Raw genomic sequence first — 25509 nt, forward strand, 5'->3', positions numbered from 1 at the left:
CGATTATGATAAAAATTAAAAGTACGCTTCTGATAACAGCATTTCTTCTTACGACTTTAGCTGGTTTTAGTCAGAAGAAAGGAACTTTAAATGTGGCAGAAAAAAAAGCCAATTCAGGTTTGAAAATTCCTTTTAAAATGCCAGAAGTACAAATTCCGAAGTTTAAAAACGATACATTAAATATTGTTGATTTTGGCGCAATTCCTAATACAGAACAGCTTTGTACCAATGCTATTAATTCGGCAATTGAAAAATGTTCAAAATCTGGTGGAGGAGTTGTAGTAATTCCTGCAGGACTTTGGACAACAGGACCAATCAAACTAAAAAGCAATGTAAATCTGCATACGCAAAACGGTGCTTTTGTTTCTTTTACAAGCGATTTAAAACAGTATAAACTGATCGAATCTTATTTTGAAGGAAATAAAGTCATACGTTGCGAATCGCCTATTATGGGAATTGATTTAGAAAACATTGCCATTACAGGTCAGGGAATTTTTGATGGAAATGGATTTGTTTGGAGACCAGTCAAAATCGGAAAAATGACCGCTGGACAATGGAGCGATTTGGTTAACTCTGGTGGTGTTTTATCTAAAGACGGTAAAATCTGGTATCCTTCAAAAGGAGCTTATGAAGGAAATGAGGAAAGAAATAAATTGCCTAAAAAGGAAACCGTAGAAAATATGGAACCTTACAAAGAAGCGCTTCGTCCTGTTATGGTCAGTTTGGTCAATTGTAAAAAACTGCTTTTAGACGGTGTTACATTTCAAAATTCTCCTGCGTGGAATGTCAATCCGTTAATGTGTGAGCATTTGACTTTACGCAATTTAACAATTCGCAATCCATGGTATTCTCAGAATGGCGACGGTTTAGATTTGGAATCTTGCAGAATAGGAACCGTAACCAATTGTCGTTTTGATGTTGGAGACGATGCGATTTGCATTAAATCTGGAAAAGATAAAGAGGGAAGAGATCGAGCAAAACCAACAGAATTATTCGTAATTACGGATTGTGTGGTGTATCACGCACACGGAGGTTTTACCATTGGAAGCGAAATGTCTGGCGGTGTTAAAAATATTTACGCTAAAAACCTAACATTTAATGGAACAGATTGCGGACTTCGATTTAAATCGGTTAGGGGACGTGGCGGAGTGGTAGAAAATATCTGGATGGAAGACATTCGTATGAATAATATTCCAACAGACGCTATTAATTTCAATTTGTATTATTTCGGAAAATCATTATCAGAAGATAAAGAAACGGGAGAAGTAACCGTTGCTAAAGAACCTATTACAGAGGAAACGCCTGCATTTAAAAATATGTATTTCAAGAACATTTATGTAAACGGTGCATCTCAGGCTTTAAAAATCATGGGAATTCCAGAAATGCCAGTTACCAATATCGAATTTGAAAATATGATTATCCGTTCAGATGTCGGAGTTCAGTTAAATTACGCAAGCAAAATTGCATTTAAAAACCTTGATTTAAGATTAGACAAACCTGGAATTGCGGTAAGTTTTTCAAACAGCAAAAACGTGAGTTTGGATGGACTAAAATCGACTGGAGAAAATCAGATGTTTTGGGTTGGTGGTTTAGAAACAAAAGATATTTCATTAAAAACAAATGGAAAGAAAATGGTTTTTAATAAAGATTTAAAAGTTTTAGAATCTATTAAAAGTGAAGTAAAAGTTTTGGAATAAAAAGCATCAATTAGAAGAAAAACAGAAATGAAAAATAGTGTTCTTTTATTGGTATTAGTATTTGTTGTCGGTTGCAGTTCGCATAAAAGCAATTGGCAAGACAACAAAACATCTTCGTTTTCATCTGATAATGGAGACGGTACGTATACCAATCCAATTCTCCGTGCCGATTATCCCGATCCTGATATTATCAGAGTCGGAGAAGATTATTATATGGTGAGTTCCTCTTTTGTAGCAATGCCAGGGATTCCAATCTTGCATTCAAAAGATTTGATTAATTGGAAAAATATTGGACACGCTTATGACAGTATTACTTTTCAGCCTCAATATAGAATGGAAGATGGCAAAACGGCATATAGCAGAATTTGTTGGGCACCAACATTTAAATATCATGAGGGTATTTTTTATATAGGAGTTAATATCAAAGACGATGGTTTTGTCATGTTTAAAAGTACTAAACCAGAGGGACCTTATACGATGCATAAGTTTTCGAAACCTTTATACGATCCTGGACTTTTTATCGATGAAGATGGTAAAAAGTATGTAACGCACGGAATGAATAAAATTCTCATCACCAGAATAAAAGATGACGGAACTGATGTACTGAATCCTGATGATAACGGAACTTTAATTATTACTGCTCCAGAAAATTATTCAAGATATTTTGAAGGCTGTCATACTTACAAGAGAAACGGTTGGTATTATGTTTTTAATCCTGCGATGGGTTATGATGGAGTACAAATGGTAAGCAGATCTCGAAATCTTTTAGGGCCTTATGAAACAAAACTATTGATCAAAGATGATATTAATTATGCTGGTGCAGGAGTGCATCAGGGAGGTTATATCGAAACTCTTGAAGGAGAAAGCTGGGCTTACACTTTTCAGGACAAAGATTATTTAGGTCGATGTCCGATGTTATATCCGATGAAGTGGGTGAATGACTGGCCTGTTGTTGGTCCTGACGGAAAATCGGAAAAAGGAGTTGTAACGTACAAAAAGCCTGCAGTAAAAGCGAAAACAGAATTGCAATATCCTCAGGAATCAGATGATTTTGATTCAAAAGAACTTAAACAGGTTTGGGAGTTTAATCATGTTCCTCAAAGGGATAAATGGAGTCTTACGGATCATTCAGGTCATTTTAGAATCTATTCGCAATATGCTTCAGGATTTTATACCGCTAGAAATTCGCTTACACAAAAAGTTTCTGCATTAAGTTCAAGCACTGTTTTATTAGACGTTAATGGACTGAAAGAGGGTGATTTTGCAGGAAGCGGTATTATGGGAAGTCAGATGTATCAGTTAGGTGTTTTTAAAAAAGAAAGTAGTTTTTATTTAGAAATTCACGAAGGTGGAAAAAACATTGAAGACGAAAATGTTTTGAATAGCCTGAAAATTGATGGACAAAAGATTTATCTGAAAACGGAAATAACCAAGAAAGGCTCGATTCTTTTCTATTACAGTTTTGATGATAAAAAATACAATCGTTTTGGAGATGAACTAGTTTCAAATTTCTGGGGATTTCTAGGTATTCGCCACACTTTATTCTGTTATAATGTAATGAAAGGAAATAGTAATGGTTATGCCGATTTTGACTTTTTCAGATTAGAAGGAACGCAGAGAGGAAATCATTACAATGCTTTTTCAGAAGTAGATTTTTCTCAATATGATGATCGCTCAGGAATGCAGTTGATTCGTCCCATTGCGAAACGTCCAATGCAATATGTATCAGAAATAAAAGAAGACGATTGGATGGTTTTCAATAATCTGACTTTTAAGAAACAGCCTTCAAAATTCAAAATTGAAATCCAAAACGCCAAACAAGGTGCTGTTGTTGAAATTAGAAAAGGTGTTTTATCAGGTAAGCTTATTATTAAATGTGAATTGCAAAATCAGGAAAAAGATCAATGGGAAGTACAATCATTTGATATAAACTCAAAAGAAATTAAAGAAAAAGAAAAATTGTTTTTTGTTTTTAAAGGACAATGTCAGGGTCTTTCAGTAAAAAGCTTCTTTTTCGAATAACAATATGATTTTCATTAGATAAAAAAGAAACAAAATGATAGTATTCAAATTTTTATTAAGCGCTATTTTCTTTCTGAACTTTTCATTTAGAAATGATGTTGTAAAAACTCCAACTAAAGAAATTCCAAAAGAAGTTAAATCTTATGACATTATTGTAGATGTTAACGGAAAAGGAGATTTTAAAACTGTTCAGGAAGCTTTTAATGCGGTGCCTTTATTTAAAACTTCAGAAACTAAAATCTTTGTGAAAAATGGTATTTATAAAGAAAAACTTGAATTGGCTTTAAACAAAAACAATGTGACGCTGATTGGAGAAAGCAAAGAAAATGTCATTCTAACTTACGATGATTATGCTTCAAAATCAAATGGTGAAGGAGGAACAATTGGAACTTCTGGATCGGCAAGTTTTATTGTTACGGGGAATGGTTTTAAAGCGCAGAATATTACATTCGAGAATTCATCTGGTCCTGTCGGGCAAGCCGTTGCTGTAAGAATCGATGGAGATAGAATCATTTTCGAGAATTGTAAATTTCTTGGTTTTCAAGATACTTTATATCCAAGAGAAAGTGGCAGCAGACAATATTATAAAAACTGTTATATCGAGGGAACAACGGACTTTATTTTTGGAGGTTCAACTGTGATTTTTGAGGATTGTGAAATCTTCTCTAAAAAAGGAGGTTCTTACATTACTGCTGCCAATACGCCGGAATCCAATTCATACGGATTTGTATTTCTAAATTGTAAACTAACAGCGAATTCTAGAGACAATTCTTATTTCCTAGGAAGACCTTGGAGAAATTATGCCAGAACCGTATTTCTAAAATGTGAAATGGGTTCACATATAAAACCACTTGGATGGAATAATTGGGGAAAACCAGAAGCAGAAAAAACAACTTTTTACGCCGAATATGAATCAAGAGGAGCGGGAGCAAATACAGCTTCACGAGCTAATTGGTCGCATCAGCTTTCTGTAGAACAATTTAAAAAAGAATACTCGATGAAAGCGATTTTCAAAGATTGGAAACCGAATTGAGTTTTTTACCATTAAGAGATTAAGGTATTAAGGTTTAGCATAAAGCTTAATTTTCTTCTTGACATTAAGAAATGAAGTCAATTAAGGTTTAAGACAAAGCTGAGGTTAACTCTCTTAATATCTTAATGGTAGAAAACAAAAAAACATTACGTAACGATATTTAATCAATAGAAATGATAATAATTCAAAACAGAAAATTAAAAGCAATATTGATTTGGGTTTGCATTGTATTTCTTCAAAAGATGAATGCGCAATATTTGGAAGGATTAACTCAAGTTAGAGATACTTCTTTCAATAATAAAAGTGCCTTCAAAAAGACGTTAAAGCATTTTCCAAACACAACTTTGGTTCCCGAAATGCATTTTGATGACGTTGTGCAAAAGAACGATATCGTGTATTGCAGTTATGGAAAACGTAAAATGAAACTCGATGTTTTCTTCAATAAAACTAAAAAAGAAAAACAAACAGCCATTATCCTTATTCATGGCGGAGGATGGCGATCTGGAAGCAGAGACCAACATCATCAAATGGCGCAGAAATTAGCAAGCTTGGGTTATGTTTGTTTTACACCAGAATATCGACTTTCAACAGAAGCGCTTTTTCCTGCTGCAATTTATGATCTAAAAGCTTCTATTCGGTGGATAAGGGAAAATGCAGCAAAATATAATGTAAATCCGAATCAGATTGTTTCTCTCGGATTTTCTGCTGGAGGACAATTAGCTGCTTTTGTAGGCGTAACGGGAAATATGCCTTTGTTTGAAGGAGAAATTAATAATTCAAAATCAAAATCTCAAATCAATGCCATAGTTGATATTGACGGAACGTTATCGTTTGTGCATCCCGAAAGCAGTGAAGCAAAAGATCCTAAAAATTTTGGCGCAAGTGCACAGTGGATTGGGTATTCCATGTATGACAATCCAAAACTTTGGGAAGTGGCTTCTCCTTTGACTTTTGTAAGCGCTTCGACACCTCCGACATTATTTATCAATAGTTCGATTCCGAGAATGCATGCAGGAAGAGATGATTTCAGAAAAGTTTTGACAGAAAACCGAATCTATTCTGAAGTTCACGAATTTGAGAATTCACCACATACTTTTTGTCTTTTCAATCCTTGGTTTGAACCGACAATTCAATACATAGATCAATTTTTAACTAAAGTTTTTAAATAAAATATTAGAAGATATTTAGAACGCTGATTTTACTGATTTGCTTTCGCAAAGACGCTGATCTACGCTGATTTTTATTTTAAATAAAATCCGTTTTTATCCACGTTCTCGTGCAACGAATCAGTATCATCCGTGTGTAAACAATAACAATTAAAAAAATCACAAACCGTCAAAAGGACGTGAAGAAAGAAAGCCCTTTTGACAACTATTTACTAACTAAAACCATATTTAAACCAAAATGAAAAAAAACTTTATTTATCTATTTCTCATACTGTTTACAGTAATGGGGTACTCTCAAACTATTGAGAGAATTGAAGCTGAGAAATTCAATCAGGCTTCGGGTGCTAGAGCCGAAACGAATGCTTCTCTTTCGGGAGGAGGAAACGTAGGTTATATTAAAAATAATACCTGGATTAAATTCAATGCCGTCAATTTTACCGAATTTGTTACCCGCTTTGATATAGCGGCGGCGGGCGCAGTAGGAGGAACTATTGAACTCAGATTAGGATCAGAAACTGGAACTTTAATTGGAACCGCTACAGTTTCAGGAAGTACAAGTTTTACTGATTATAAAAAGTTTTCTACGGCAATTCAATCCACAACAGGAACTTATGACTTAGTCTTGGTTTTTAAACATCCAACCAATACTGGATATTTATTTAACCTCGATTATCTCGAAAAAGTAACAGATAACCCAAATGCCGTTACACACAAATTGACTGTAGATGTAAATCCGGTATCTTCTGGAACTGTAACGCTTAATCCAGCTGGAACTACATTTGTAAAAGGAACTGAAATTAAGTTGACAGCCAATAAAAATTTTGGTTTCAATTTTAAACAATGGGTGGATGATAAAGGAGCTGTAGTTTCAACTGCCAATCCGTTAACTTATACCATTAATGCCGATGCAACGCTTATCGCACAATATGACGCCGTTGCAACTTATACTTTGAACGTTACTACAAACGGAGCTTTTGGCTTAGGTGATTATAGTATTTCTCCAGCGGGAAAAGACGGTGCCTTTTCGGTTTATGAAAACGGTACCAATGTGATGATTACTGCTGTTGAAAATGATATTATAAAATTCAGTAACTGGTCTGATGGTTCAACTTCACTAAGTACTTCTGTAGTGATGAATGAAAATAAAACGGTTACAGGAACTTACGCCAATCAAACTTTTATTGCGGGATGGACTTTTAAAAATGATCAATATGCAAATCCAAGAGTGGCCGAATTATATTCTAAAGTAGAAAACAAACCACAATTATTTGCTTATAATGTAGCAGATAATGTTTTTGCACCAAACGTAAGACTTCAAAACAGAGGCGGAAAAAATGGTTTTTGTGTTTGGAATACCGAAAGAGGGAATCTTTATTATTTTATGACAACACTTTCTACAGTGGGGTATAAAAACATAAACGTTGCTTCAGGTTTATTGGGTTATTATTATGGATGTGATGAATGGACTTTTCAATATTCCTTAGATGGAGTAAACTTTGTAAATGTTTCTTCATTAATGACAATCAATACCAATACAATCACCAATATCGGCGGTATTCTTCCCGCTGAGGCGGAAGGAAAAGAGAAAATCTATTTAAGATGGTTTCCTAATATCAACGGACCAAAACATGGATCTGCAATTGATGTAACGGCTACTATTTTATCCAATTTAATGATTAAAGCCGATGAGGTTTTGGTTACAGATGCAGTACCGCCAGTTTTAGAATCTTCATTTCCATCTGAAGCGGCGAGTTCTGTCGCTGCTAATGGAAGCATCATTCTAAATTATAACGAGCAAGTTCAGTCAGGAACAGGAAATGCCGTTTTAAATGGTAAAAATCTAAGTGCCGAATTTGTAAACAAAACAGTAAAATTTAGTTATTTCGGATTAGAATATAACAAGCAATATACTTTTACGCTTCCAGCAGGATTTGTTAAAGATCTTTCTGGGAATGATGGTCCAGCGCTTACTTTGTCTTTTAAAACAATGGAAAAGCCAGTTCCAACAAAACGTAAATTTGATTTGATTGTAGATGCTGATGCAACTGCAGATCAAATTGCTTCTGGAAAATATGTAAAAACTATTGCCGAAGCTTTTAACGCAGCGCCTAATAATTCGGCATCCAGATTTTTGGTATTGATTACCAACGGAACTTATAATTTGGGTGGAGACGGAACAAATCCGCAGGATATTGTGTTGAAGCTTCCAACTGGTAAAAACAATGTTTCTTTGATTGCACAATCCAAAGACAAAGTAATTTTACAAGGAAATCCAGGATGGGGAATTAAAAATGCCGTTCTTTCTATCGAAGCGAATGATTTGTACATGGAAAATGTAACCATCGAGCACAAAGACGGTATCACCACTTCTGGACAAAGACCCGCTTTGAATCCTGCGGGAGATCGAAACGTTTATAACGGAGTTCGCCTTAGAAGTAAACAAGATACTCAAGTTACAGGAGGAAAAAGAAGTTTTTATTATAAATCGACAATAGAAGGAGATGTTGATTTTATTTGTGGTGGCGGAACACATTGGTTTGAAGAATGTAAATTGGTTTCGGTTGCTTCAGGATATATTGTAGCACCAAATCATGATACCGCTACACAGTACGGTTATATTTTTAATAACAATACGATTACCGCAGCAACAAGCTATTATTTAGGACGTCCTTGGCAAAATGCGCCAAGAGCAGTTTATCTAAACACCAAAATGATTAATGAGCCAAACACAGCAGGTTGGGCAAGTATGGGGACAGTACCAGCACTTTTTGCAGAATACAATAGTGTAAACGGAAACGGAATTGCCATTAATACGGATAACAGAACCAATATATTTAATGTAAACGGTGTCGCACAGACAGGAAACTACAATCCAGTTTTGACAAAAGCACAGGCCGATCAATTTACAATAGAAAATGTTCTAAGCGGCACAGATAAATGGGATCCGCGTGTTGTAGTAGAACAAGTGGCAAAACCAGCAAACCTTGTTGTTTCAGAAAAGAATACTTTAAAATGGGATGAGAATAAATACGCGATGTGTTATGTAATTAGCAAAGACGGTAAAATCTTGGCTATTACTACAGAGCCTACTTTTTTAGATGCTTCTACAACAGCAGGAACATTTAATTATACCATTCAAGCAGCAAACGAATACGGAGGATTAAGTGATATAAGTACTATTTCGATGTCAATTAATGGAGGAGATACTAAATCATCTATTACTTATTTGAATTCTATTGATAATGCGCCTTTAGCAGGATTAACTCCAATAGAATATACCGAGGGAACTTTGCAGACTTTGCCAGTACCAACTTTAAAAGGGTATACTTTTTTTGGATGGTCTGCTTCGGCATCACAACCAAATTCAATTAAAGAAATTGTAACAACTGCAACAGGAAATCAAACTTTTTACGCTTTCTGGGGAATAGCAGGAAACAATAAACCTGACGAAGTAACTCCTCCAAGTAATTTTGATTACGAATTTACGGCGGCTATCAGTAAAAGCTGGGACAATGCAGGCAATTACAATCCAGCAGTAATGCCTGAAGCAGGTAAAACTGTTTCTTGTACAAAAGAAATAGAAACAACAGGAACCGTTTTTCCTGCTGATATGACTTTGTCTGGTGCAGGAGTACTTCGTCTAAGAGGAGCGCATAAAGCTACAGGAACATTGACTTTTAAAGAAGGTACACGAGTGTATTACAATACAAGCGGAGCAGGAATGACTTTAGAAGCGCCAATACTTATTTCAGGAAATGTAAAATTCGAAATGATGTCAGGGATCGCCAATCAGACTACGATGACATTAAGCGGACCAGTTTCAGGAAGCGGCGTTATTCAACCCATGAATATCGGTCAGGGAACTGTTGATAATACAGGAGTTTTACTTTTAAAAGGAGATAACACAGAGTTTATTGGAACTTGGGACTTGACTCAAAAAAGCACCAAATTTCCAGCTCTAACTTATCCAACAGTAATTGAAGGAGCTTCTGCAAGTGCTTTTGGTTCAGCAACGATTAATGTTGGGCAGAATAATGCTGTGATTTTTAGTCACGAAAGAGCTGCAGGATCAGAGTTGAAAATGAATTTTACAGAAAATGGAAAAGCAGTTTTAAATACGGTATTAAACGTTCAAAAGCTAACAGTCAATGGAGTTGTTTTTAGCACAGGATCTTATGATAAAACCTCACATCCTTCATTTTTTGATGGAAATGGTAAAATTGAAGTTACTGGAGAATATACAGGAGGAGGTACAGATGATACACCAGCTTTTCCTGGAGCAGAAGGACATGGTAAATATGTTACAGGAGGCCGTGGTGGAAAGCTAATTTATGTAACCAATCTTAATGATTCGGGAGCGGGTTCTCTTCGTGCAGCGATTAACCAAAGCGGACCTAGAATCGTTGTTTTTAAAGTTTCTGGAACCATAAAACTAGAAAGTGAATTAAGCGTTACAGATAATATTACTATTGCGGGTCAAACAGCTCCAGGTGGAGGTATTACGCTTAGAGATTACAATGTTAAAGTAAGAGGAAATAATGTTATTCTGCGTTATTTACGTTTTAGAATGGGTGATACGCACAATGTGGAAAATGATGCACTTGGGGGACGTTTTCAACAGAATATCATTATTGACCACTGTTCGATGAGCTGGTCTACAGACGAATGTGCTTCATTCTACGAAAATAAAAATTTCACAATGCAATGGTGTGTGATTTCTGAAAGTCTTAAAAATTCAGTTCACGATAAAGGAGCACATGGTTATGGTGGAATTTGGGGAGGTTTAAAAGCTTCTTTCCATCACAATCTTTTAGCACATCATGACAGTAGAAACCCAAGACTTGGTGAATATGCTGGACGTACGGTACCTTTAGAAGGATTGTTAGATATACGTAACAATGTTATTTATAACTGGGGAGGAAATAGCTGTTATGGTGGAGATGCTATGAATGTGAATCTGGTAAACAATTATTGGAAACCAGGACCTGGAACATCTAATTCTACAAAAGAACGTATCCTATCAACAGGAAGAAATCAAGATCCAGCGTCTACACTTTATAACATTTGGGGTAAATTTTTCGTAGACGGAAATTATGTAAACGGTTCACCAAGAGCTACAGAAGATAACTGGACTTATGGAGTTTATAATCAGTTTCATGGAAGTCAGCTTCCAGTAAGTGAAAATGATAAAAAAGCAATGAAAATTGATCAACCGCACAATCCAGGTGAAATTACCACACATACAGCAACTAAAGCTTACGAATTGGTTTTAGATTATGCGGGAGCAAGTTTGTATAGAGATGCTGTGGATAAAAGAGCCGTTACGGATACAAGATCTGGAGCTGCAACAATTATGAATGGTGGTAACGGAAGTACAAACGGTTACATTGATACGCCTTCAGCGGCTGGTGGATGGCCGGAACTTCCTACCGCAGAAGCACCTGTAGATACAGATAATGATGGTATGCCAGATGCTTGGGAAAAGGAAAGAAAGTTAGATCCACAAAATCCTATTGATGGTAATTTAAAAACTTTAGACGGAAAATATACGAACGTTGAGGTTTACATCAACAGTATTGTAAATCATATTACAGAGAACCAAAATGGGAGTTTAGATGTGTATGTAAATCCGCAGAATTTTGTTGAAAAATACAATGTTGCAGAAAACGGAACAAGATTTATTATGGCTAGTGGTACTTATACGACAACTACAGATCTTGCTGTTAAGAATCATAAATATACTTTTATTCCTGATGAAAATGCAAAACCTGTTTTTGCTGGATCGTTTGCATCAGAAAATCCAGAAATTGTTTCAGGAAGCTTTAGTTTTACTGGTGTTGATTTCGATTTAACAAATGCTGGCATCAATGTATTGCAATTGAAAAAAGGTGCAAGTGTATCTAGTTTCGAAATTAAAAATGCTTCTATAAAAGGAATCAAACAAAGTTTATTAGTAGCAGAAGGAACTACTGAAAATCCTATTTCAAAAATTGTTTTAGAAAATTGTATTATTGATGGAAGTGCGGCAACTGGAGGAAGTTTTATTCAACCAGATTCACATCTTGTAAATTCTATTTCGGTTAAAAATTCAACTATTTTCAACTATGAAAAAGGAAATAATTTTATAATTCTTCAAAACAAAAATACCACAACAGAAACGGTAAGTATTACTTTTGAAAGTAATACGATTTATAATGCTGGAACACAAACTGGAAATGGTTTTGTTTATGTCGACAATCAATACAATGCGGCATCTACTTTTTCTTTCAAGAATAATATTGTTCAGGATGAACGTGAGAATCCAAAACCGATTTATTTGTTCAATTCTAACAATGCCAATGGAGCAGGAAAAGTAGTTTTAGACAATAATCTTTTGGTTGGAGTTTCTTCGCAAGTAGTTAAAGGAACAGTTACAGTTAGCGAAACTAATGTTAAGACTGTATTAGGTTTAGGCTTAACAGCACTTGCGTATCCAAATCCAGTGCAAGGAAATTTCAGCTTCTCTAAAAATTCTCCTTTAGCAAAAGCTTCTTTAGAAGGAACTGCTTTAGGAGATCCAAGATGGTTAAAAGCGGATGCAAAATTTTCTAAGATTAGTTATGTAAATTCTATAGATGGAAAAGCGATAACACTTTCTCCAACGGAATATATGGAAGGATCCGTAACCAACTTAAAAACACCAAAATTAGAAGGTTATACGTTCTTTGGATGGTCTGCTACAGCGACTACACCAGGATTATTAAAAAACATTTCGGCAACTGCTACAGGAGATCAAACATTTTATGCTTTTTGGGGAGAAGGAGGAAATAATAAACCTGATCCGAAACCAATTGTAAAATCGGCAGTTTCATACCTGAATTCTATTGATGGTAAAGTGATTTCGGGTCTAAATCCAATAGAATATACTGAAGGGACAGCATTGACCTTACCAATTCCAACCTTAAAAGAGTATACTTTCTTTGGATGGTCAACTTCTGCGACAACGCCAAATTCAATTAAAGAAATTGCTATTACAGCAACAGGAAATCAGACTTTTTATGCTTTTTGGGGAGTTGGAGGGAATAACAAAAAAGATGAGGTGATTCCGCCGACTTTTTACACACTTTCTTATTTGAATTTACCTACTGGAACTGTTAACACAAATAAAACTAGTGTTCAGACTGGAATAGTATATACTTTGGAAGAAGCTCAATGTCCAGGTTATCGATTCTTAGGATGGTACGCAGATGCTTTGTACGGAAAAGAAGTAACAGCTTTTGGTATTACACAAAAAGAAAACTTTACGCTTTATGGACGCTGGAAAAAGCTGGGAGAATTCTATGCTTTTCCAACGGTTGCATCTGGCAAAGTTACTTTGAAATCAAGTACTGATAATGATCGTATAGCCATTTTTAGTATAAATGGTCTGCTCATAAAACAAGTTGATCTGTATGGATTAGAAACAGAAATTTCTACTTCAGATTTGGCTGCCGGAAGTTACTTTATCAAAAGTTTGAAAACAGGATTGTCGGCGAGAATTATAGTAAAATAAGTTTTTAAAATTAGGGCATGAAAGTTTCGTCTTTCATCCCTTATTTAAAACGGAATTCATCAGTATTAAAAAATAAATCATTATAGATATGAATAATAGCATCAAATTATTAGTGCTGGTTTTCATTACTTTATTGTCGTCTTGTTCAAGTGATGCTGAAAGTGATGAAAATGCTAATGTAAATCAAGGATATTTAAAAATTGGAAGTCAAACGGTAGAATTATCTCAAGGATTTCTTGAAAATTATGGTATTCGAGGGAATGCCTACAACATCGATTTTTCTCTAAAATCAAAATCAATTTCGGATAAGGAAGATGGAGCAGTAGTGTACTTCGAAATGTTCTCTTCACTTCAAAATAATTTGGCCAAAGGAGATTATACGTATGGAGGTTATTCGGAAGCGTTGGTTTACACGTATACAAAATGGGGACAATCCTTATTGGGAAAAAACATCAATGCCGCAAAAGGCGGAATGTCTGTAAGTAACGGTGTAAGCATAAGACCAACAAGTGGTACTTTTAAAGTTAGTGAAAATGGACAAACCTATAAAGTTAGTTTTACAGGAAAAGGTACAGCAAGTTATTATAAAGACGGAGTGCTCGCTTCTAGTCAGAATGATGTTAGTTTTATCATGCAGTACAAAGGCGATGTAAAACGCTCAGAAGGCAAAACTTTTACAAGTAAAAGCGTGAATTCAATATTAGGATTAGAAAAAAATCACGCTGTTATCTTTAAAGGATTATAATTTAAGTTTTAGGAAAACAAAAAAGCTGTCTTAGATTTTAAGACAGCTTTTTTTATGTTTTTATTGTCTTGTTTTGAAATAACGATACACAAAAAACTCATAAATTGAACATTTACAAAAGAATACAGGATACTACATGACAGGCTAAAAAGAGTAATTGGATATATTTGGTAATGATGCTCAACAATTGTCTAATACTAATAACTTCCATAAAAATGTATTCTAAGTGTCTATTTTCATTTTTTTGTATTTGTATCATTTCCTGCTGTGCGCTCGGACAGCAATCAAATGTAAAAGAAGCCCTCTTTGGATTTCAGAATCCTCAGGATAGTACAAGAACCAAAGTATGGTGGTTTCATGGAGAGACAGAAACAACTAAAGAAGGGATAACAGCAGATTTAGAAGCTTTTAAAAAAGCAGGAATAGGTGGAGTAGTTTATTACGATCAAAGCCATGGAAAAGCAACTAATGCCTTAGAAGGTTTTTCTTCTGAATGGTGGAAAATGCTAAAATTTGCAGCTTCAGAAGCTAAACGAGTTGGTTTAACATTTGAACTTCATATTTCTAATGGATATGTTGCGGGAGGTCCATGGATTACAAATGAGACAGGTATGAAGCGTTTGACTGCAACAGAAATTTTGGTAAAAGGTGGAAAACATTTTTCAGAAAAACTACCTGAGCCTCAAAATAAGTACAATTTTTTTAAAGATGTTGCTGTTCTGGCGTTTCCGGCACAGAAAGGAGCTGGTAAATCTTCTTTTTCTCAAAATGTAAAAATTACTTCTACAGATAAAAGTATTGATACAGAGAAACTTTTTAATCCTTATTCTAATAATGTGTCTAGAATTGAAAGAAATAATTCTGGAGTATACATTACGATGGAATTCTCTGAAGATTTTGAAGCTCGTAGCATTACTTACAAAATGCAGCCAAGAGGCAAAGCTACATCAAGTGCGACTAATGTACCTGGAGAATCTGGAGATACATTTATTGGGACAGGATATAGAGTACTCCCAGATTTTGGAAACCTTGAAGTTTCTTATGATGGTAAAAATTACGAAAGAATCTGTGATTTGAAACCAATTTATAAAGCTCACGAAAGTTGGAGACAAAAAACAATAGCATTCAAGGCAGTTAAATCAAGATACTACAGACTCTATTTGCATGATTGGTGGGAAGAATCAGAAAAGAATCAGGAGCTTTTATTGAATTCTATAGTATTAAATTCTGCTGCAAAACTTGATCAGTATGAGGAAAAAGCGGGGCTTTTTAGCGAATATATTGAAAAAGACAAAACACCTCAATATAATGCTAGTGAGGTAATAGACGCTACAAAAATTATAAACCTAACGGATAAGATGGATACTCAGGGCAATCTAAACTGGGATGTTCCTAAAGGAGAATGGATGATAATGCGTTTTGCTTACGAGCCAACTGGAGCTTCTACAAAACATGGTAGAGCAAATTTAATAGGAAGAGAATGTGATAAACTTTCAGTAAAAGAGGCAGAAATTCATTGGAATAATTATGTAAAGGTGATAGCCGATTCATTAGAGATTTCGCATAGTGGACATCTTTCAGGTATAGCTATGGACAGTCACGAAGCTGGTGCCCAAAACTGGACAGATGAGTTTATAAATGAGTTTAAATCGAGAAGAGGGTATGATCCTTTGGTTTATTTGCCAGCAATGATGGGCTATGTGGTAGATGATGTTCAGAAATCGGATGGTTTTTTGTTTGATGTCAGAAGAAATATTGCCGATTTGATATCGGACAATTATTATGGAACATTTGACCAGTTGGCGAGATCTCGTGGTCTAACCTTTACTGCTCAGGCAATAGGAAATGCTTTATGCATTAATGGAGATCCTATTCAGGCTAAAAGCAGGGTTCAAAAGCCGCAGGGAGAATTTTGGGTAATACATCCTGATGGTAATTATGATATAAAAGAAAGTTCATCGGCGACGCATTTGTACGGAAAAAAAATTGCCTCAGGTGAAGCATTTACAGATGCTAAATACTCAACTTCATTGTCGGATCTTAAATCACTTGCAGATTATGCCTATGCATTCGGAATTAATGAATTTGTAATCTGTGCTTCGGCGTATCAGCCTTGGATGGATAAAATTCCGGGCAGTACTGGAGGCGGACGTCAATATGCAATTAATAGAAACAATACTTGGTGGGACTATAGTCGTCCTTTTTGGGATTTTCAGGCGCGTAGCTCGTATCTCATGCGTCTAGGAAAATCAACTGCTTCTCTCTGTGTTTATCTTGGTGAAAATGCTCCTGTCAAAATTGTAGCAAATCGTTTACCCGATATACCTGGTGGATTTGATTTTGATGCTTTTACAACCGATGCGCTACTAACCAGAATGGAAGGTAAAAAAGACGGTATAGTTCTATCTGATGGAGTTGCATATAAAATGATGGTACTTCCAAAAAATGGAGATATAACACTAGATGCGCTAAGAAAAATAGGAACTATAGTCGAAAATGGAGGTTTAATTTACGGACCAAAACCGCTTTGTTCTAAATCAGGCAGAGATATTGGAAAAGAAAAAGAATATAAAGATCTGGCAGATAAATTGTGGGGAACGAGTACTGAAAATAAAGGTATGAAGAGTCTAGGTAAAGGAGCCGTTTATTGGGGAGGAACTCTCTCTGAAGCATTACAATCTGCCAAAATAGATCCAGATATTTCTCTAAAGGAATCTGACTGCAAAAAAAGAAATATTTATTTCATACATCGCAAACTCAATGATGCTGATTTGTATTTTATCGACAGTCACAAAGATAGTCTTGAAAATAATGTTTTTTCATTCTCCACAAAAGGAAAATATGCTCAACTCTGGGATTTGATAACAGGTAAACGTTATGCATTATCAACAGAAAAAGTAGCTAATGGTAAACTTGCAATTCAGTTGTCTTTAAAAGGTCGTGAATCTTTTTGTATTCTCATAAGTGACACGTTTGAAAAGCTTCCTGTTTTTAATACAAATAATACAGCTGAAACTCGTTTAATTGATGGATCTTGGGAAGTTTATTTTGATGAAAAGAAAGGTGGTGCGGGTATTGTCACTTTTCCACATCTTCAGGATTGGACAGAATTTGCAGACCCTAAAATAAAATATTTTTCAGGCACCGCGGTTTACAAAAAAAATATAAGGATTGAACCAAAAGGTAAAAAGGTAAATATTGAAATTGATAATCCTGGATTTGTGGCTCAGGTACTCGTAAATGGGAATGATTGCGGAGTAATATGGTGTTCGCCATGGCAGCTGGACATTACAAAATTTCTAAAAGCAGGAAAGAATAAATTAGAAATACGTACTGCAAATGCACTGACAAACAGAATGATTTATGATTCACAACTTCCCGAAAATGAACGAGTGACTTTTTCCTATCCTCCAATAGTAAATTCTATAGATCAATTAGAACCTTCGGGCCTAAAAGAAGTGAAACTGCTAATTGAAAAAATTTAAATATTTGTTTTAATTAGAAAGTATAACTGATTTTAGTTAATACTAAAAAAACAAAAGCTGTCTTAAAATCTAAGACAGCTTTTGTTTTTTTATCAACGTTTTCAATTTTTAATAATCACAAGCTTTTTAAAACGTCCGTGATGACTGATTGAAATATCCTGAAGTGTATGAGCAGTTTTTAGAAACGGAATACCATTTTCGTTTTTTATAATTTCTTTGTTTTCAACTTCAATTACTCGATTTATATTTTCAAGAAGGTTTACAGCAATGGTATGAATGCTTTCAGAAGAAATAATGCTTTTCGTGTAATACACATTTTCGTTACAGATCACTTTCCCCGTTGCTTGATTTGATTGTAGAAAATCTAAAGTACAAGAAAGTTTTTTAGGTATAAATTCTCGTATTTTGGTTTGACGGTTATAAATCTTATAAGCAGCTTCTTTCATACTCCAGAAGAGCCATACCATAATTTCTGGTTCATGAGAATCGGATATTGACTGTTGTTCTTCCATCGTAAAAAGTTTTTCTATAAAACCTTTTCGCTGCCATCGGCTGTCAATGCGGGACTGCCTAAGATCTATAATGTCATTGCCAATCATTTTTGGGCAAGTTTGGTCTCTATAATTTCTACAGCAGTTTTTACATCAAGCATGCGTTCCATATCGGTATTGTCGATTACGATGTCAAAATTTTCTTCAATATCCAATACAATGTCAACTAGATTTGCCGAATTTATATTAAGATCTTTAATAAAATCTGTTTCTTCGGTGAGATTGTCAAATGCTTCTTCGTTTGTTGTAAAAGGCTTTATAATGACTTTCAATTTTTCAATAAGTTCTTTTTTGTCCATTTTAGTTTTCAAATTTTTTAAATAATATACATGCATTGACATCACCAAAACCAAAACTGGCTTTAGCAATTATTTTAGGATTGGTTTTTATAGTTTCTAAAAGCACTTTTGAAGGATCAATTAATGCTTCAATTTCAGGATGAAGATCGGAGCAGTTTTTATTTCCAAACAAAAATCCTTCGTGAAGTTGCAATACAGAAGCAACACTTTCGATACTTCCCGAAGCACTTAAACAGTGTCCAGTTAAGCTTTTTAGTGAATTAATATAAGGAAAATCAGAACCGCTTCTTTCCAACGCTTTTGTCCAGTTTTCGATTTCGAGACTATCTTTTGTGGTAGCGGTCAAATGCCCGTTTATAGCGTCAATTTCATTCGGATGGATTCCAGCATTTTCTATTGCCGTTTTAATGCATCTTTGAACTGCTGTACTGTTTGGAGCCGTCATAGTACCTCCGTCGCGCTGTCCGCCTGAATTGATATTTCCACCAAGAATTTCAGCATAAATAACAGCGTTGCGTTCTAAAGCTGTTTCCAAATCTTCAATCACAAATGCACCAGCACCGCTTCCCGGTACAAATCCTGCAGCAGAAGCGCTCATGGGTCTTGAACCTTCTTCGGGTTTATCATTAAATTTTGAAGAACAAACACGAAGCGCATCAAAACCAGCCCAGATATACGGACCGCTGTCGGAGGTGCTTCCTGCGAGAATTCGTTTTGCCTGTCCCGATTGTATTCTGTCATAAGCCATTAAAATAGCTTCGGCGCCTGTTGTACAGGCAGAAGAATTTGTCGTAACCTGATTTCCTAATCCGATTTTACCTCCGAGATAGGCGCTAATACCACTATTCATGGTCTGAGCTACAACTGTACTACCTAATCTTCTAACTTGCAATTCATCAATTTTATAAATGCTTTCGCGAAATTTATCAATTCCAGAAGTTCCAGCTCCGAATATGGCGCCGCTGTCCCAATCTGGATTTTCGTTTAAAGGCAATCCTGCATTGTTCCAAGCTTCCATTCCTGCAATAACACCATATAAAATTCCGGTACTGTTAAAGCCGCGAAGTTCGAGTTCTGTAAAATACTGTGCCTTCAACTCTTCCGTTATTTGAGGCTGACCTGCAATCTGACAAGAAAACTGTAATTCTTCTAAATGAGAATCATGTCGAATACCCGAAATGCCGTTTTGCAACGCATGAGTAAACGCAGGAATACCAACACCATTTGGCGCGGCAACTCCTAGACCTGTTATTACAACTCGTTTTTTCATAACCTTTTTGTTATCATTCCAGCCAAAACACCTCGACAAACTTCTTGTCCTGCTTCATTTTTCATCACCGCATTACATTTTAATTTTCCGAAACGAAAAAACAGTTTCTCAGAAGTGACTGTGACTTTTTCATTAGGATAAACAGGTTTTAAAAATTCCATATCCGCTGAAGTAAAAGCGATTACGGTATTTTCTTCTAGTTCATTTCCTAAAAGGAATATTCCTAAACAAACCATTCCAATTTGAGCCATTGTTTCAGTTAAAATAACACCTGGAGTAACAGGATTGTCTTTAAAATGACCTTTATAAAAATCAAGATTTTCTTTGAAGGTGTAAGTTCCTGTTACGCCGTTTTCATCTGCGTGAAGCAATTCATCTACAAACAAAAAAGGTTCGCTGTATGGAAGTTGTTTTATGATATCATTTAGTTTCATAAGCTTTCAAATTACCATTGTAATAAAACTCTTTGTGCCGAAAATCCCGGACCAAAACTCAGCATTAAACCTTTTTCTCCTTTTTTTGGATTTCGGTTCATAATGTTTTCTAAAACATACAAAACGGTCGCACTCGACATATTTCCATATTGTTTTAGGATTTCTTTTGTATCGTCAATATTTTTATCCAATCCAGCGAAAAGAGATTCAACCGTTGTCACGATTTTTTTTCCTCCAGGGTGAAAAATCATGTGGTCAATATCTTTTATTTCTAAATTATTCTGTTTTAAAAAGGGATGAATAATGTCGCCAAAATGAGATGCAATGGTATCTGGAACTTCAATATCTAAAACCATCTGCAAACCGCTATTGGTCAATTTAAATCCCATCATGTGTTCAGCATCATAAAAATGATACATTTGTTCGTCTAAGATTTCTGGACCATTATCTTCTTCTTTTGATGATAATAAACAACATGCAGCACCATCACCAAAAATCGCAGCGCTTACAATATTCGGCATCGAAAAATCATTTAACTGAAAAGTAGCTGTTGGCGATTCTACTGCGATTACCGCAGCACGTTTTCCAGGATTTGATTTTAGAAAGTTCTTGGCATAAATAATTCCAGAAATTCCTGCTGCACAACCCATTTCGGTTACTGGAAGACGGACAATATCTTGCTTTAGTTTCATTTTATTAATCAGATAAGCGTCAAGCGAAGGAATCATAATTCCGGTGCAGCTTACGGTGATAATATAATCCAAACTCTGCGGATCCCAACCTGTTTTTTCGAGAGCTTTTTCAAGAACCTGATGTCCGAGAACAATCATTTCGCGACTGTAAATGTCATTTTTTTCTTCAAAAGAAGTAGCAGTAAAAACCTCTGAAGGTTCCATAATAGAATAACGTTTATCTACAGAAGCGCCTTCAAATATTTTTTTTACTTTTTTGATAAAACGTTCTTCTTGACCTTCCAGCCATACGTCTACCAGCGGAAGTATTTCTTCGGTCGTTCGGGAATATTGCGGTAACTGTTTAACAGCTGTGATGATCTTAACACTCATATTTTAGTAATTATCCACTGGTAGCGAAAAGCCCATTTCCAGTTTATGGTATAGTTTTTTAGATTTAGTTTTTTGGAGAAATACTCCAGTTCATTTTTTTTGAATCCCTTTAAAATAGAAATCAAACCATCGTTTCGTGACATTGTATTGAGATTAAAAACAACGCTGATTAATTCAAATAATCGATAAGCAAGTTTGCTTCTATGGAGATCGTTTACGACAATTCCTATTGATGCATTTTGGTTTAGAATATCCATTATACCTGAAATTTGATCGGTTGTAAAATGATGTAGCGTCAGCGTACACAAAGCAATATCATATTGCAATTGTTTGAAATTTTCGCTAAAAATATCCATACAGCGGTATTCTATATTCGGGAAATCTTTAGACAATCTTTCGGCATAATTAATCGTAAAAGCATTGGCATCAATACCAATCAATTTAAAGGAAAGATTACGCTTTTTTCCATATTTGGCAAGCATTCGCAACATATCGCCATTACCACATCCGATATCGACAATGGTAATGGTTTTGGAAGTATCCGTTTTTTTTAAAAGCTCTTTTATGCCGTGGAGCGTCAGTTTATTTCCTCCCAGTAATTGGTTGATAGAAGCAATTTGATCTAAAGCGCCAATTAATTCTTCGCTTTGAAGCGAAAAATCATCCATTATTTCGATTTCTTCTGTTCTATATGTGGTATTTACACTCATTTATTCAATAGTTATTGGTTGGCCGTGCGTTTGTTTTATAATGAATGAAAGCAATGCAGGAATCGATGCTGCAATGGTCGTCATGATATGAGTCAAATTTTTATGCGTTAATGCTTTGGCTAACAGTCGTCCAAAAAATAATCTTTTGCTGAAATGTTTTTTCCATTCTTGAATATACTTGCTTTCAAATTCGTTTCGGGTTTCAATCTTTCCATAATAAAAATCCAAGGTCAATTCAGAGGCTATTTTTGCACTGTGAATCGCCATTGCCATTCCGTTGCCGCACATGGGGTGAATTAATCCTGCAGTATCTCCAATCATTAAAATGTGATTTTCTACCGGTTCTTTTTTATCAAACGAAATCTGGCTAATCGTTAAAGGTTTTTCGAATAGGGAAGTGCTGTTTTCAAAAATGGCTTTCAGTTTTTTGTTTTTATAAAGTACCGCTTTTTGATATTCTTCGATGTTTTTGTATTTTTTGAAAGTCTGAAAATCGGCTAAATAACAAATGTTTATAACGTCTTTTTCTACTTTAGAAACCCCGCAATAACCGCCTTGAAAATTGTACAAAGCCACAAGACTTTCATCAAAACTTCCTTTATAATGTGCTTTTACGGCTAACCACGGCGATTTTTTAGAAATAAAATCTCTGGACAAAACCTGATCGATATTGGATCTTTTGCCGTAAGCGCCTAAAACTATTTTGGCAGAAAGGGTTTCTTGAGAAGTAGTTATAGTAAAAATTTCATTTTCAAACGAAATATCAGTAACGGTTTCAGTTAGAACGGTACAGCCATTTTCGACTGCTTTTTGATATAAAAAATGATCCAATTCATAACGACTGATTCCGAAACCGCCAAGTGGAAGTTTGGTTTTTGCCGTTTTGCCATTTTGAGCTGTAAATTCAAATTTTGAAATACTTGTTGGATGAAGTTCTCGAACATCGATGTCCAGCCAAAATAAATAAGGAAGTATTTCATTGGAGATATATTCTCCGCAAACTTTATGTTTTGGATAGGTATTTTTTTCGATAAGAATTACCTTCAATCCTTTTTTGGATAGGTGTAGAGCACTTGCCAGACCAGCCAAGCCTCCTCCAATAATAAGTACATCAGGATTTGTTATCATACAACCAATTTAGTTATAAAATCTTAATTGCCTTTACTAAATTCGATAAGAAATTAACAAAATTTCAACTTTTATCTTAAAAGATGAAAAGACATTTTATTAGAAAAAATAGCATGAATTTCATTTAAAAGATAATTTTTACTTTTGCCGAAAAATAGCAGTATTCAAATAATGACAGTACAAGATTTAGCAGGCACTTATTCTATTTCAGGAAGTAATCAAGATGAAAGTAATGAGATCACTTATAAAGGTGTTTTGACGCTGACTTTAGATCAAAATAACAGGATTAAAGCAGATTGGAATATCAATAATTCAAAACAAAAAGGAACAGGTTTTTTTAAAGACAATATTTTAGTAATTAATTTTAGCTACAAAGGCGACGACAATAAAACCTATAAAGGTGTTGCCGTTTATAGATGTATTACCAAAGATGTTTTGGACGGATTTTGGTCGGAAAAACATGGAAATCCGCTTTATTTGGGAAGTGAGTATTGTTTAAGAATGGAAACTACAGAAAGATTAAATTAGACTTAAACATTAAATTTTAAACACATAGAAACATAGATTTTTTACTCTTAAAAAGGACACAAAAAGAAACTAGTTTCTAACACATAGTTTTGTGTTGACAGCTCAGCTAACTTTGACAAAGTTTATTATTTATAGCGCTATGTGAATTGATGCAAGTGAAACGCCTTTATTTCTAATCCAAAACTATGTTTCTATGTGTTAAAAAAACAAAAACTGCACGAGCCTAAGAGGATTCGTGCAGTTTTTTTATATAAAATATTTAAAACTTCTAGTTTAAGCTGGATTTACTTGAGGTTTGAATTTTTTATTATAAAGAATAATAAAGCCGATCCAAATTATCAATAAAGAGACAATCAAAGTAAGTTCTGTATCATGAAGACCGTTACGGAAGAAATTATTTAGAGAGTGAACTCCCGCTACCGCTAATAAAGAACCTGTAGAAGTATAAACTTTTCCGATTCCCCATGAACCAAAAAAGATAATTCCGAAGAAAATCATGTTGCTTGACGTTAAATCAAAGTTTAAATGCCACGCAAACCAAAGAATCGAAATAATTAAGATTGAGGTAAATTTAGGAAGCGATTTTAATTGTTCCTGTAAAAAGCCACGCCATCCAATTTCTTCCAAAAGTCCGTACACTAAAACAGTAAACATTAATAAGATTGGAAATTTGCCAATTATAAAGTAATAAACTCCTGCAATTAAAAAAGCTGGAAGCAACCAATAAACAGCAAATGGAACTAAAGCATTTTTGTAAATTCCTTTTAAAGACATTGGATTGTGCAGCGAGAATATTTTGATTGCTGCAAGAGCGCCTAAAGCAGGACCAACGCCACGAAGCAGAATTACTAAATACGGATTTTCTACACTTGCCAATAAATTGGTTTTAACAGCAACATATCTGCAGATTACTGCAATTACATAATACACTATAATAGCTCCAAAGTTGATTTTATTTTTCATCGTTTATATTTTGTTTGGTTTAGTGAAGCAAACTTAGCGCGGGAAAATGACAATAAAATTGACTTTGGGTAAGAAATCATTTTTCGGTAACTCTTTTTCGAATACGGCTCAAACTTTCTGCCGTTAATCCGAGGTAAGAAGCGATGATTTTTAGTGGTGTTCTTTGGAAAATTTCTGGTCTAGATTCGATAAGTTTAATGTATCGTTCCTGAGGTGAAAGCGTTAAAAGATTGATTTGTTCTTGTTGTTTACGGACATACAACATTTCTGAAATCGCTTTTCCGATTCGAAGACCTGTTTCAGATCTTTGGTACAATTCATTTAAATCGGCATGAGAAATAGACCACAAAGTCAATTCTTCCAAAGCTTCCGTTTTTATAACAGTGGGTTGCTGATTCAGAAAAGACATATAATCACTAATAAAACTTTTCTCATAAAGCAGATTAATGCAAATATCCCTTTTGCCATCCCAAACAAATAATCCCGCCGAACCTTTGATCACAATATTGAGATATCGTTCAACTGCATTATAATCTTTTATAATTTCTGATTTTTCGAATTCTCGTACTTTAATTTTTTCTGAGAATCCTGTCCAGATGTTCATATCGGCTGTAAAATAAGTTTCGAAGATTTTCTTTACTTCTTCAGGGGAAGGGTTTTGTGGCATTTTTTTAATATAAGTTTGGAATGCCAATATAAGTTTAATCTTTCAAAATAAAAACAGCTCTATTAACTAAATAAAGCTGTTTTTATTGAAAGTGATTGCTAGATTAAATTTTTTCTTGGGCTATTAATATTATCCATAAAAAAATGGTAAAAGCTATAGTAATAAAAAAATCAAGCCTATCTATTAGTTCAAAAGAATTAAAAATGAATCTAACAC

17 protein-coding genes are annotated in these 25509 nt (G+C 34.8%); 8 read left to right on the top strand and 9 right to left on the bottom strand.

Annotated elements, in window-relative coordinates; genetic code table 11:
- Positions 1-5 precede the first annotated feature (5 nt).
- The 7 genes from NQQ59_RS22790 (at position 6) to NQQ59_RS22820 (ending at position 17679) form a co-directional block, all read left to right on the top strand.
- Positions 6-1697, top strand: coding sequence for a glycoside hydrolase family 28 protein (locus tag NQQ59_RS22790; RefSeq protein WP_144212289.1), 1692 nt, complete (start codon positions 6-8; stop codon positions 1695-1697).
- A 27-nt stretch (positions 1698-1724) separates the two neighbouring features.
- Entirely contained in the window at positions 1725-3719 is a 1995-nt protein-coding gene (locus tag NQQ59_RS22795; protein WP_144212291.1) for a family 43 glycosylhydrolase, read from the top strand.
- 34 nt (positions 3720-3753) lie between these two features.
- A complete protein-coding gene (locus NQQ59_RS22800) occupies positions 3754-4752 on the top strand; it encodes a pectinesterase family protein (protein WP_144212293.1) in 999 nt (332 codons plus the stop codon).
- Between the two features lie 173 nt (positions 4753-4925).
- The gene (locus NQQ59_RS22805) at positions 4926-5921 is read left to right on the top strand and encodes an alpha/beta hydrolase (RefSeq protein ID WP_257698440.1); all 996 of its coding nucleotides are present in this window, start codon (positions 4926-4928) and stop codon (positions 5919-5921) included.
- Between the two features lie 235 nt (positions 5922-6156).
- On the top strand, positions 6157-13449 hold the full coding sequence (locus NQQ59_RS22810) for a pectinesterase family protein (protein ID WP_144212295.1): 7293 nt from the start codon (positions 6157-6159) through the stop codon (positions 13447-13449).
- Positions 13450-13537: 88 nt separating this feature from the next.
- Positions 13538-14194: a hypothetical protein gene (locus NQQ59_RS22815; RefSeq protein WP_144212297.1), complete on the top strand. Its 657-nt coding sequence runs from the start codon at positions 13538-13540 to the stop codon at positions 14192-14194.
- A gap of 215 nt (positions 14195-14409) precedes the next feature.
- On the top strand, positions 14410-17679 hold the full coding sequence (locus NQQ59_RS22820) for a glycosyl hydrolase (protein WP_222104864.1): 3270 nt from the start codon (positions 14410-14412) through the stop codon (positions 17677-17679).
- A 101-nt stretch (positions 17680-17780) separates the two neighbouring features.
- Here the strand turns inward: NQQ59_RS22820 and NQQ59_RS22825 are convergent, their stop codons facing one another.
- From NQQ59_RS22825 to NQQ59_RS22855, 7 genes are read right to left on the bottom strand one after another with little or no spacing between them, the layout of a single operon-like run.
- A complete protein-coding gene (locus NQQ59_RS22825) occupies positions 17781-18278 on the bottom strand; it encodes a 4'-phosphopantetheinyl transferase family protein (RefSeq protein ID WP_144212301.1) in 498 nt (165 codons plus the stop codon).
- Complete coding sequence (locus NQQ59_RS22830) at positions 18275-18529, bottom strand: acyl carrier protein (protein ID WP_144212303.1); 255 nt, start codon at positions 18527-18529, stop codon at positions 18275-18277. The genes NQQ59_RS22825 and NQQ59_RS22830 overlap by 4 nt, the downstream gene beginning before the upstream one ends.
- A gap of 1 nt (position 18530) precedes the next feature.
- Positions 18531-19799, bottom strand: a complete 1269-nt coding sequence (locus tag NQQ59_RS22835; protein ID WP_144212305.1) for a beta-ketoacyl-[acyl-carrier-protein] synthase family protein — start codon at positions 19797-19799, stop codon at positions 18531-18533.
- On the bottom strand, positions 19796-20233 hold the full coding sequence (locus NQQ59_RS22840) for a 3-hydroxyacyl-ACP dehydratase FabZ family protein (protein WP_144212307.1): 438 nt from the start codon (positions 20231-20233) through the stop codon (positions 19796-19798). Before NQQ59_RS22840 ends, NQQ59_RS22835 begins: the two co-directional genes overlap by 4 nt.
- An 11-nt stretch (positions 20234-20244) precedes the next feature.
- A complete protein-coding gene (locus NQQ59_RS22845) occupies positions 20245-21297 on the bottom strand; it encodes a type III polyketide synthase (protein WP_144212309.1) in 1053 nt (350 codons plus the stop codon).
- Positions 21294-22007 carry a methyltransferase domain-containing protein gene (locus tag NQQ59_RS22850; RefSeq protein WP_144212311.1) on the bottom strand — a complete coding sequence of 238 codons (714 nt, stop codon included), beginning with the start codon at positions 22005-22007 and terminating at the stop codon, positions 21294-21296. The genes NQQ59_RS22845 and NQQ59_RS22850 overlap by 4 nt, the downstream gene beginning before the upstream one ends.
- The gene (locus NQQ59_RS22855; RefSeq protein ID WP_144212313.1) at positions 22008-23135 is read right to left on the bottom strand and encodes an NAD(P)/FAD-dependent oxidoreductase; all 1128 of its coding nucleotides are present in this window, start codon (positions 23133-23135) and stop codon (positions 22008-22010) included. It abuts the gene before it with no gap.
- A 171-nt stretch (positions 23136-23306) separates the two neighbouring features.
- Here NQQ59_RS22855 and NQQ59_RS22860 point away from each other — a divergent pair, with 171 nt between their 5' ends.
- On the top strand, positions 23307-23663 hold the full coding sequence (locus NQQ59_RS22860) for a hypothetical protein (RefSeq protein WP_257698441.1): 357 nt from the start codon (positions 23307-23309) through the stop codon (positions 23661-23663).
- Positions 23664-23936: 273 nt separating this feature from the next.
- Here NQQ59_RS22860 and NQQ59_RS22865 read toward each other — a convergent pair whose 3' ends face one another.
- Positions 23937-24626: a CPBP family intramembrane glutamic endopeptidase gene (locus NQQ59_RS22865; RefSeq protein ID WP_144212317.1), complete on the bottom strand. Its 690-nt coding sequence runs from the start codon at positions 24624-24626 to the stop codon at positions 23937-23939.
- A 76-nt stretch (positions 24627-24702) separates the two neighbouring features.
- Positions 24703-25293: a Crp/Fnr family transcriptional regulator gene (locus NQQ59_RS22870; RefSeq protein WP_144212319.1), complete on the bottom strand. Its 591-nt coding sequence runs from the start codon at positions 25291-25293 to the stop codon at positions 24703-24705.
- Positions 25294-25509: the final 216 nt, after the last annotated feature.

Source organism: Flavobacterium panacis (assembly GCF_024649945.1).
Classification (GTDB): Bacteria; Bacteroidota; Bacteroidia; order Flavobacteriales; family Flavobacteriaceae; genus Flavobacterium; species Flavobacterium panacis.

Excerpts from the sequence above, each read along its gene's own strand:
- NQQ59_RS22790 (WP_144212289.1), top strand. The coding sequence starts at position 6 with ATGATAAAAATTAAAAGTACGCTTCTGATAACAGCATTTCTTCTTACG.
- NQQ59_RS22795 (WP_144212291.1), top strand. The coding sequence starts at position 1,725 with ATGAAAAATAGTGTTCTTTTATTGGTATTAGTATTTGTTGTCGGTTGC.
- NQQ59_RS22800 (WP_144212293.1), top strand. The coding sequence starts at position 3,754 with ATGATAGTATTCAAATTTTTATTAAGCGCTATTTTCTTTCTGAACTTT.
- NQQ59_RS22805 (WP_257698440.1), top strand. The coding sequence starts at position 4,926 with ATGATAATAATTCAAAACAGAAAATTAAAAGCAATATTGATTTGGGTT.
- NQQ59_RS22810 (WP_144212295.1), top strand. The coding sequence starts at position 6,157 with ATGAAAAAAAACTTTATTTATCTATTTCTCATACTGTTTACAGTAATG.
- NQQ59_RS22815 (WP_144212297.1), top strand. The coding sequence starts at position 13,538 with ATGAATAATAGCATCAAATTATTAGTGCTGGTTTTCATTACTTTATTG.
- NQQ59_RS22820 (WP_222104864.1), top strand. The coding sequence starts at position 14,410 with ATGTATTCTAAGTGTCTATTTTCATTTTTTTGTATTTGTATCATTTCC.
- NQQ59_RS22825 (WP_144212301.1), bottom strand. The coding sequence starts at position 18,278 with ATGATTGGCAATGACATTATAGATCTTAGGCAGTCCCGCATTGACAGC.
- NQQ59_RS22830 (WP_144212303.1), bottom strand. The coding sequence starts at position 18,529 with ATGGACAAAAAAGAACTTATTGAAAAATTGAAAGTCATTATAAAGCCT.
- NQQ59_RS22835 (WP_144212305.1), bottom strand. The coding sequence starts at position 19,799 with ATGAAAAAACGAGTTGTAATAACAGGTCTAGGAGTTGCCGCGCCAAAT.
- NQQ59_RS22840 (WP_144212307.1), bottom strand. The coding sequence starts at position 20,233 with ATGAAACTAAATGATATCATAAAACAACTTCCATACAGCGAACCTTTT.
- NQQ59_RS22845 (WP_144212309.1), bottom strand. The coding sequence starts at position 21,297 with ATGAGTGTTAAGATCATCACAGCTGTTAAACAGTTACCGCAATATTCC.
- NQQ59_RS22850 (WP_144212311.1), bottom strand. The coding sequence starts at position 22,007 with ATGAGTGTAAATACCACATATAGAACAGAAGAAATCGAAATAATGGAT.
- NQQ59_RS22855 (WP_144212313.1), bottom strand. The coding sequence starts at position 23,135 with ATGATAACAAATCCTGATGTACTTATTATTGGAGGAGGCTTGGCTGGT.
- NQQ59_RS22860 (WP_257698441.1), top strand. The coding sequence starts at position 23,307 with ATGACAGTACAAGATTTAGCAGGCACTTATTCTATTTCAGGAAGTAAT.
- NQQ59_RS22865 (WP_144212317.1), bottom strand. The coding sequence starts at position 24,626 with ATGAAAAATAAAATCAACTTTGGAGCTATTATAGTGTATTATGTAATT.
- NQQ59_RS22870 (WP_144212319.1), bottom strand. The coding sequence starts at position 25,293 with ATGCCACAAAACCCTTCCCCTGAAGAAGTAAAGAAAATCTTCGAAACT.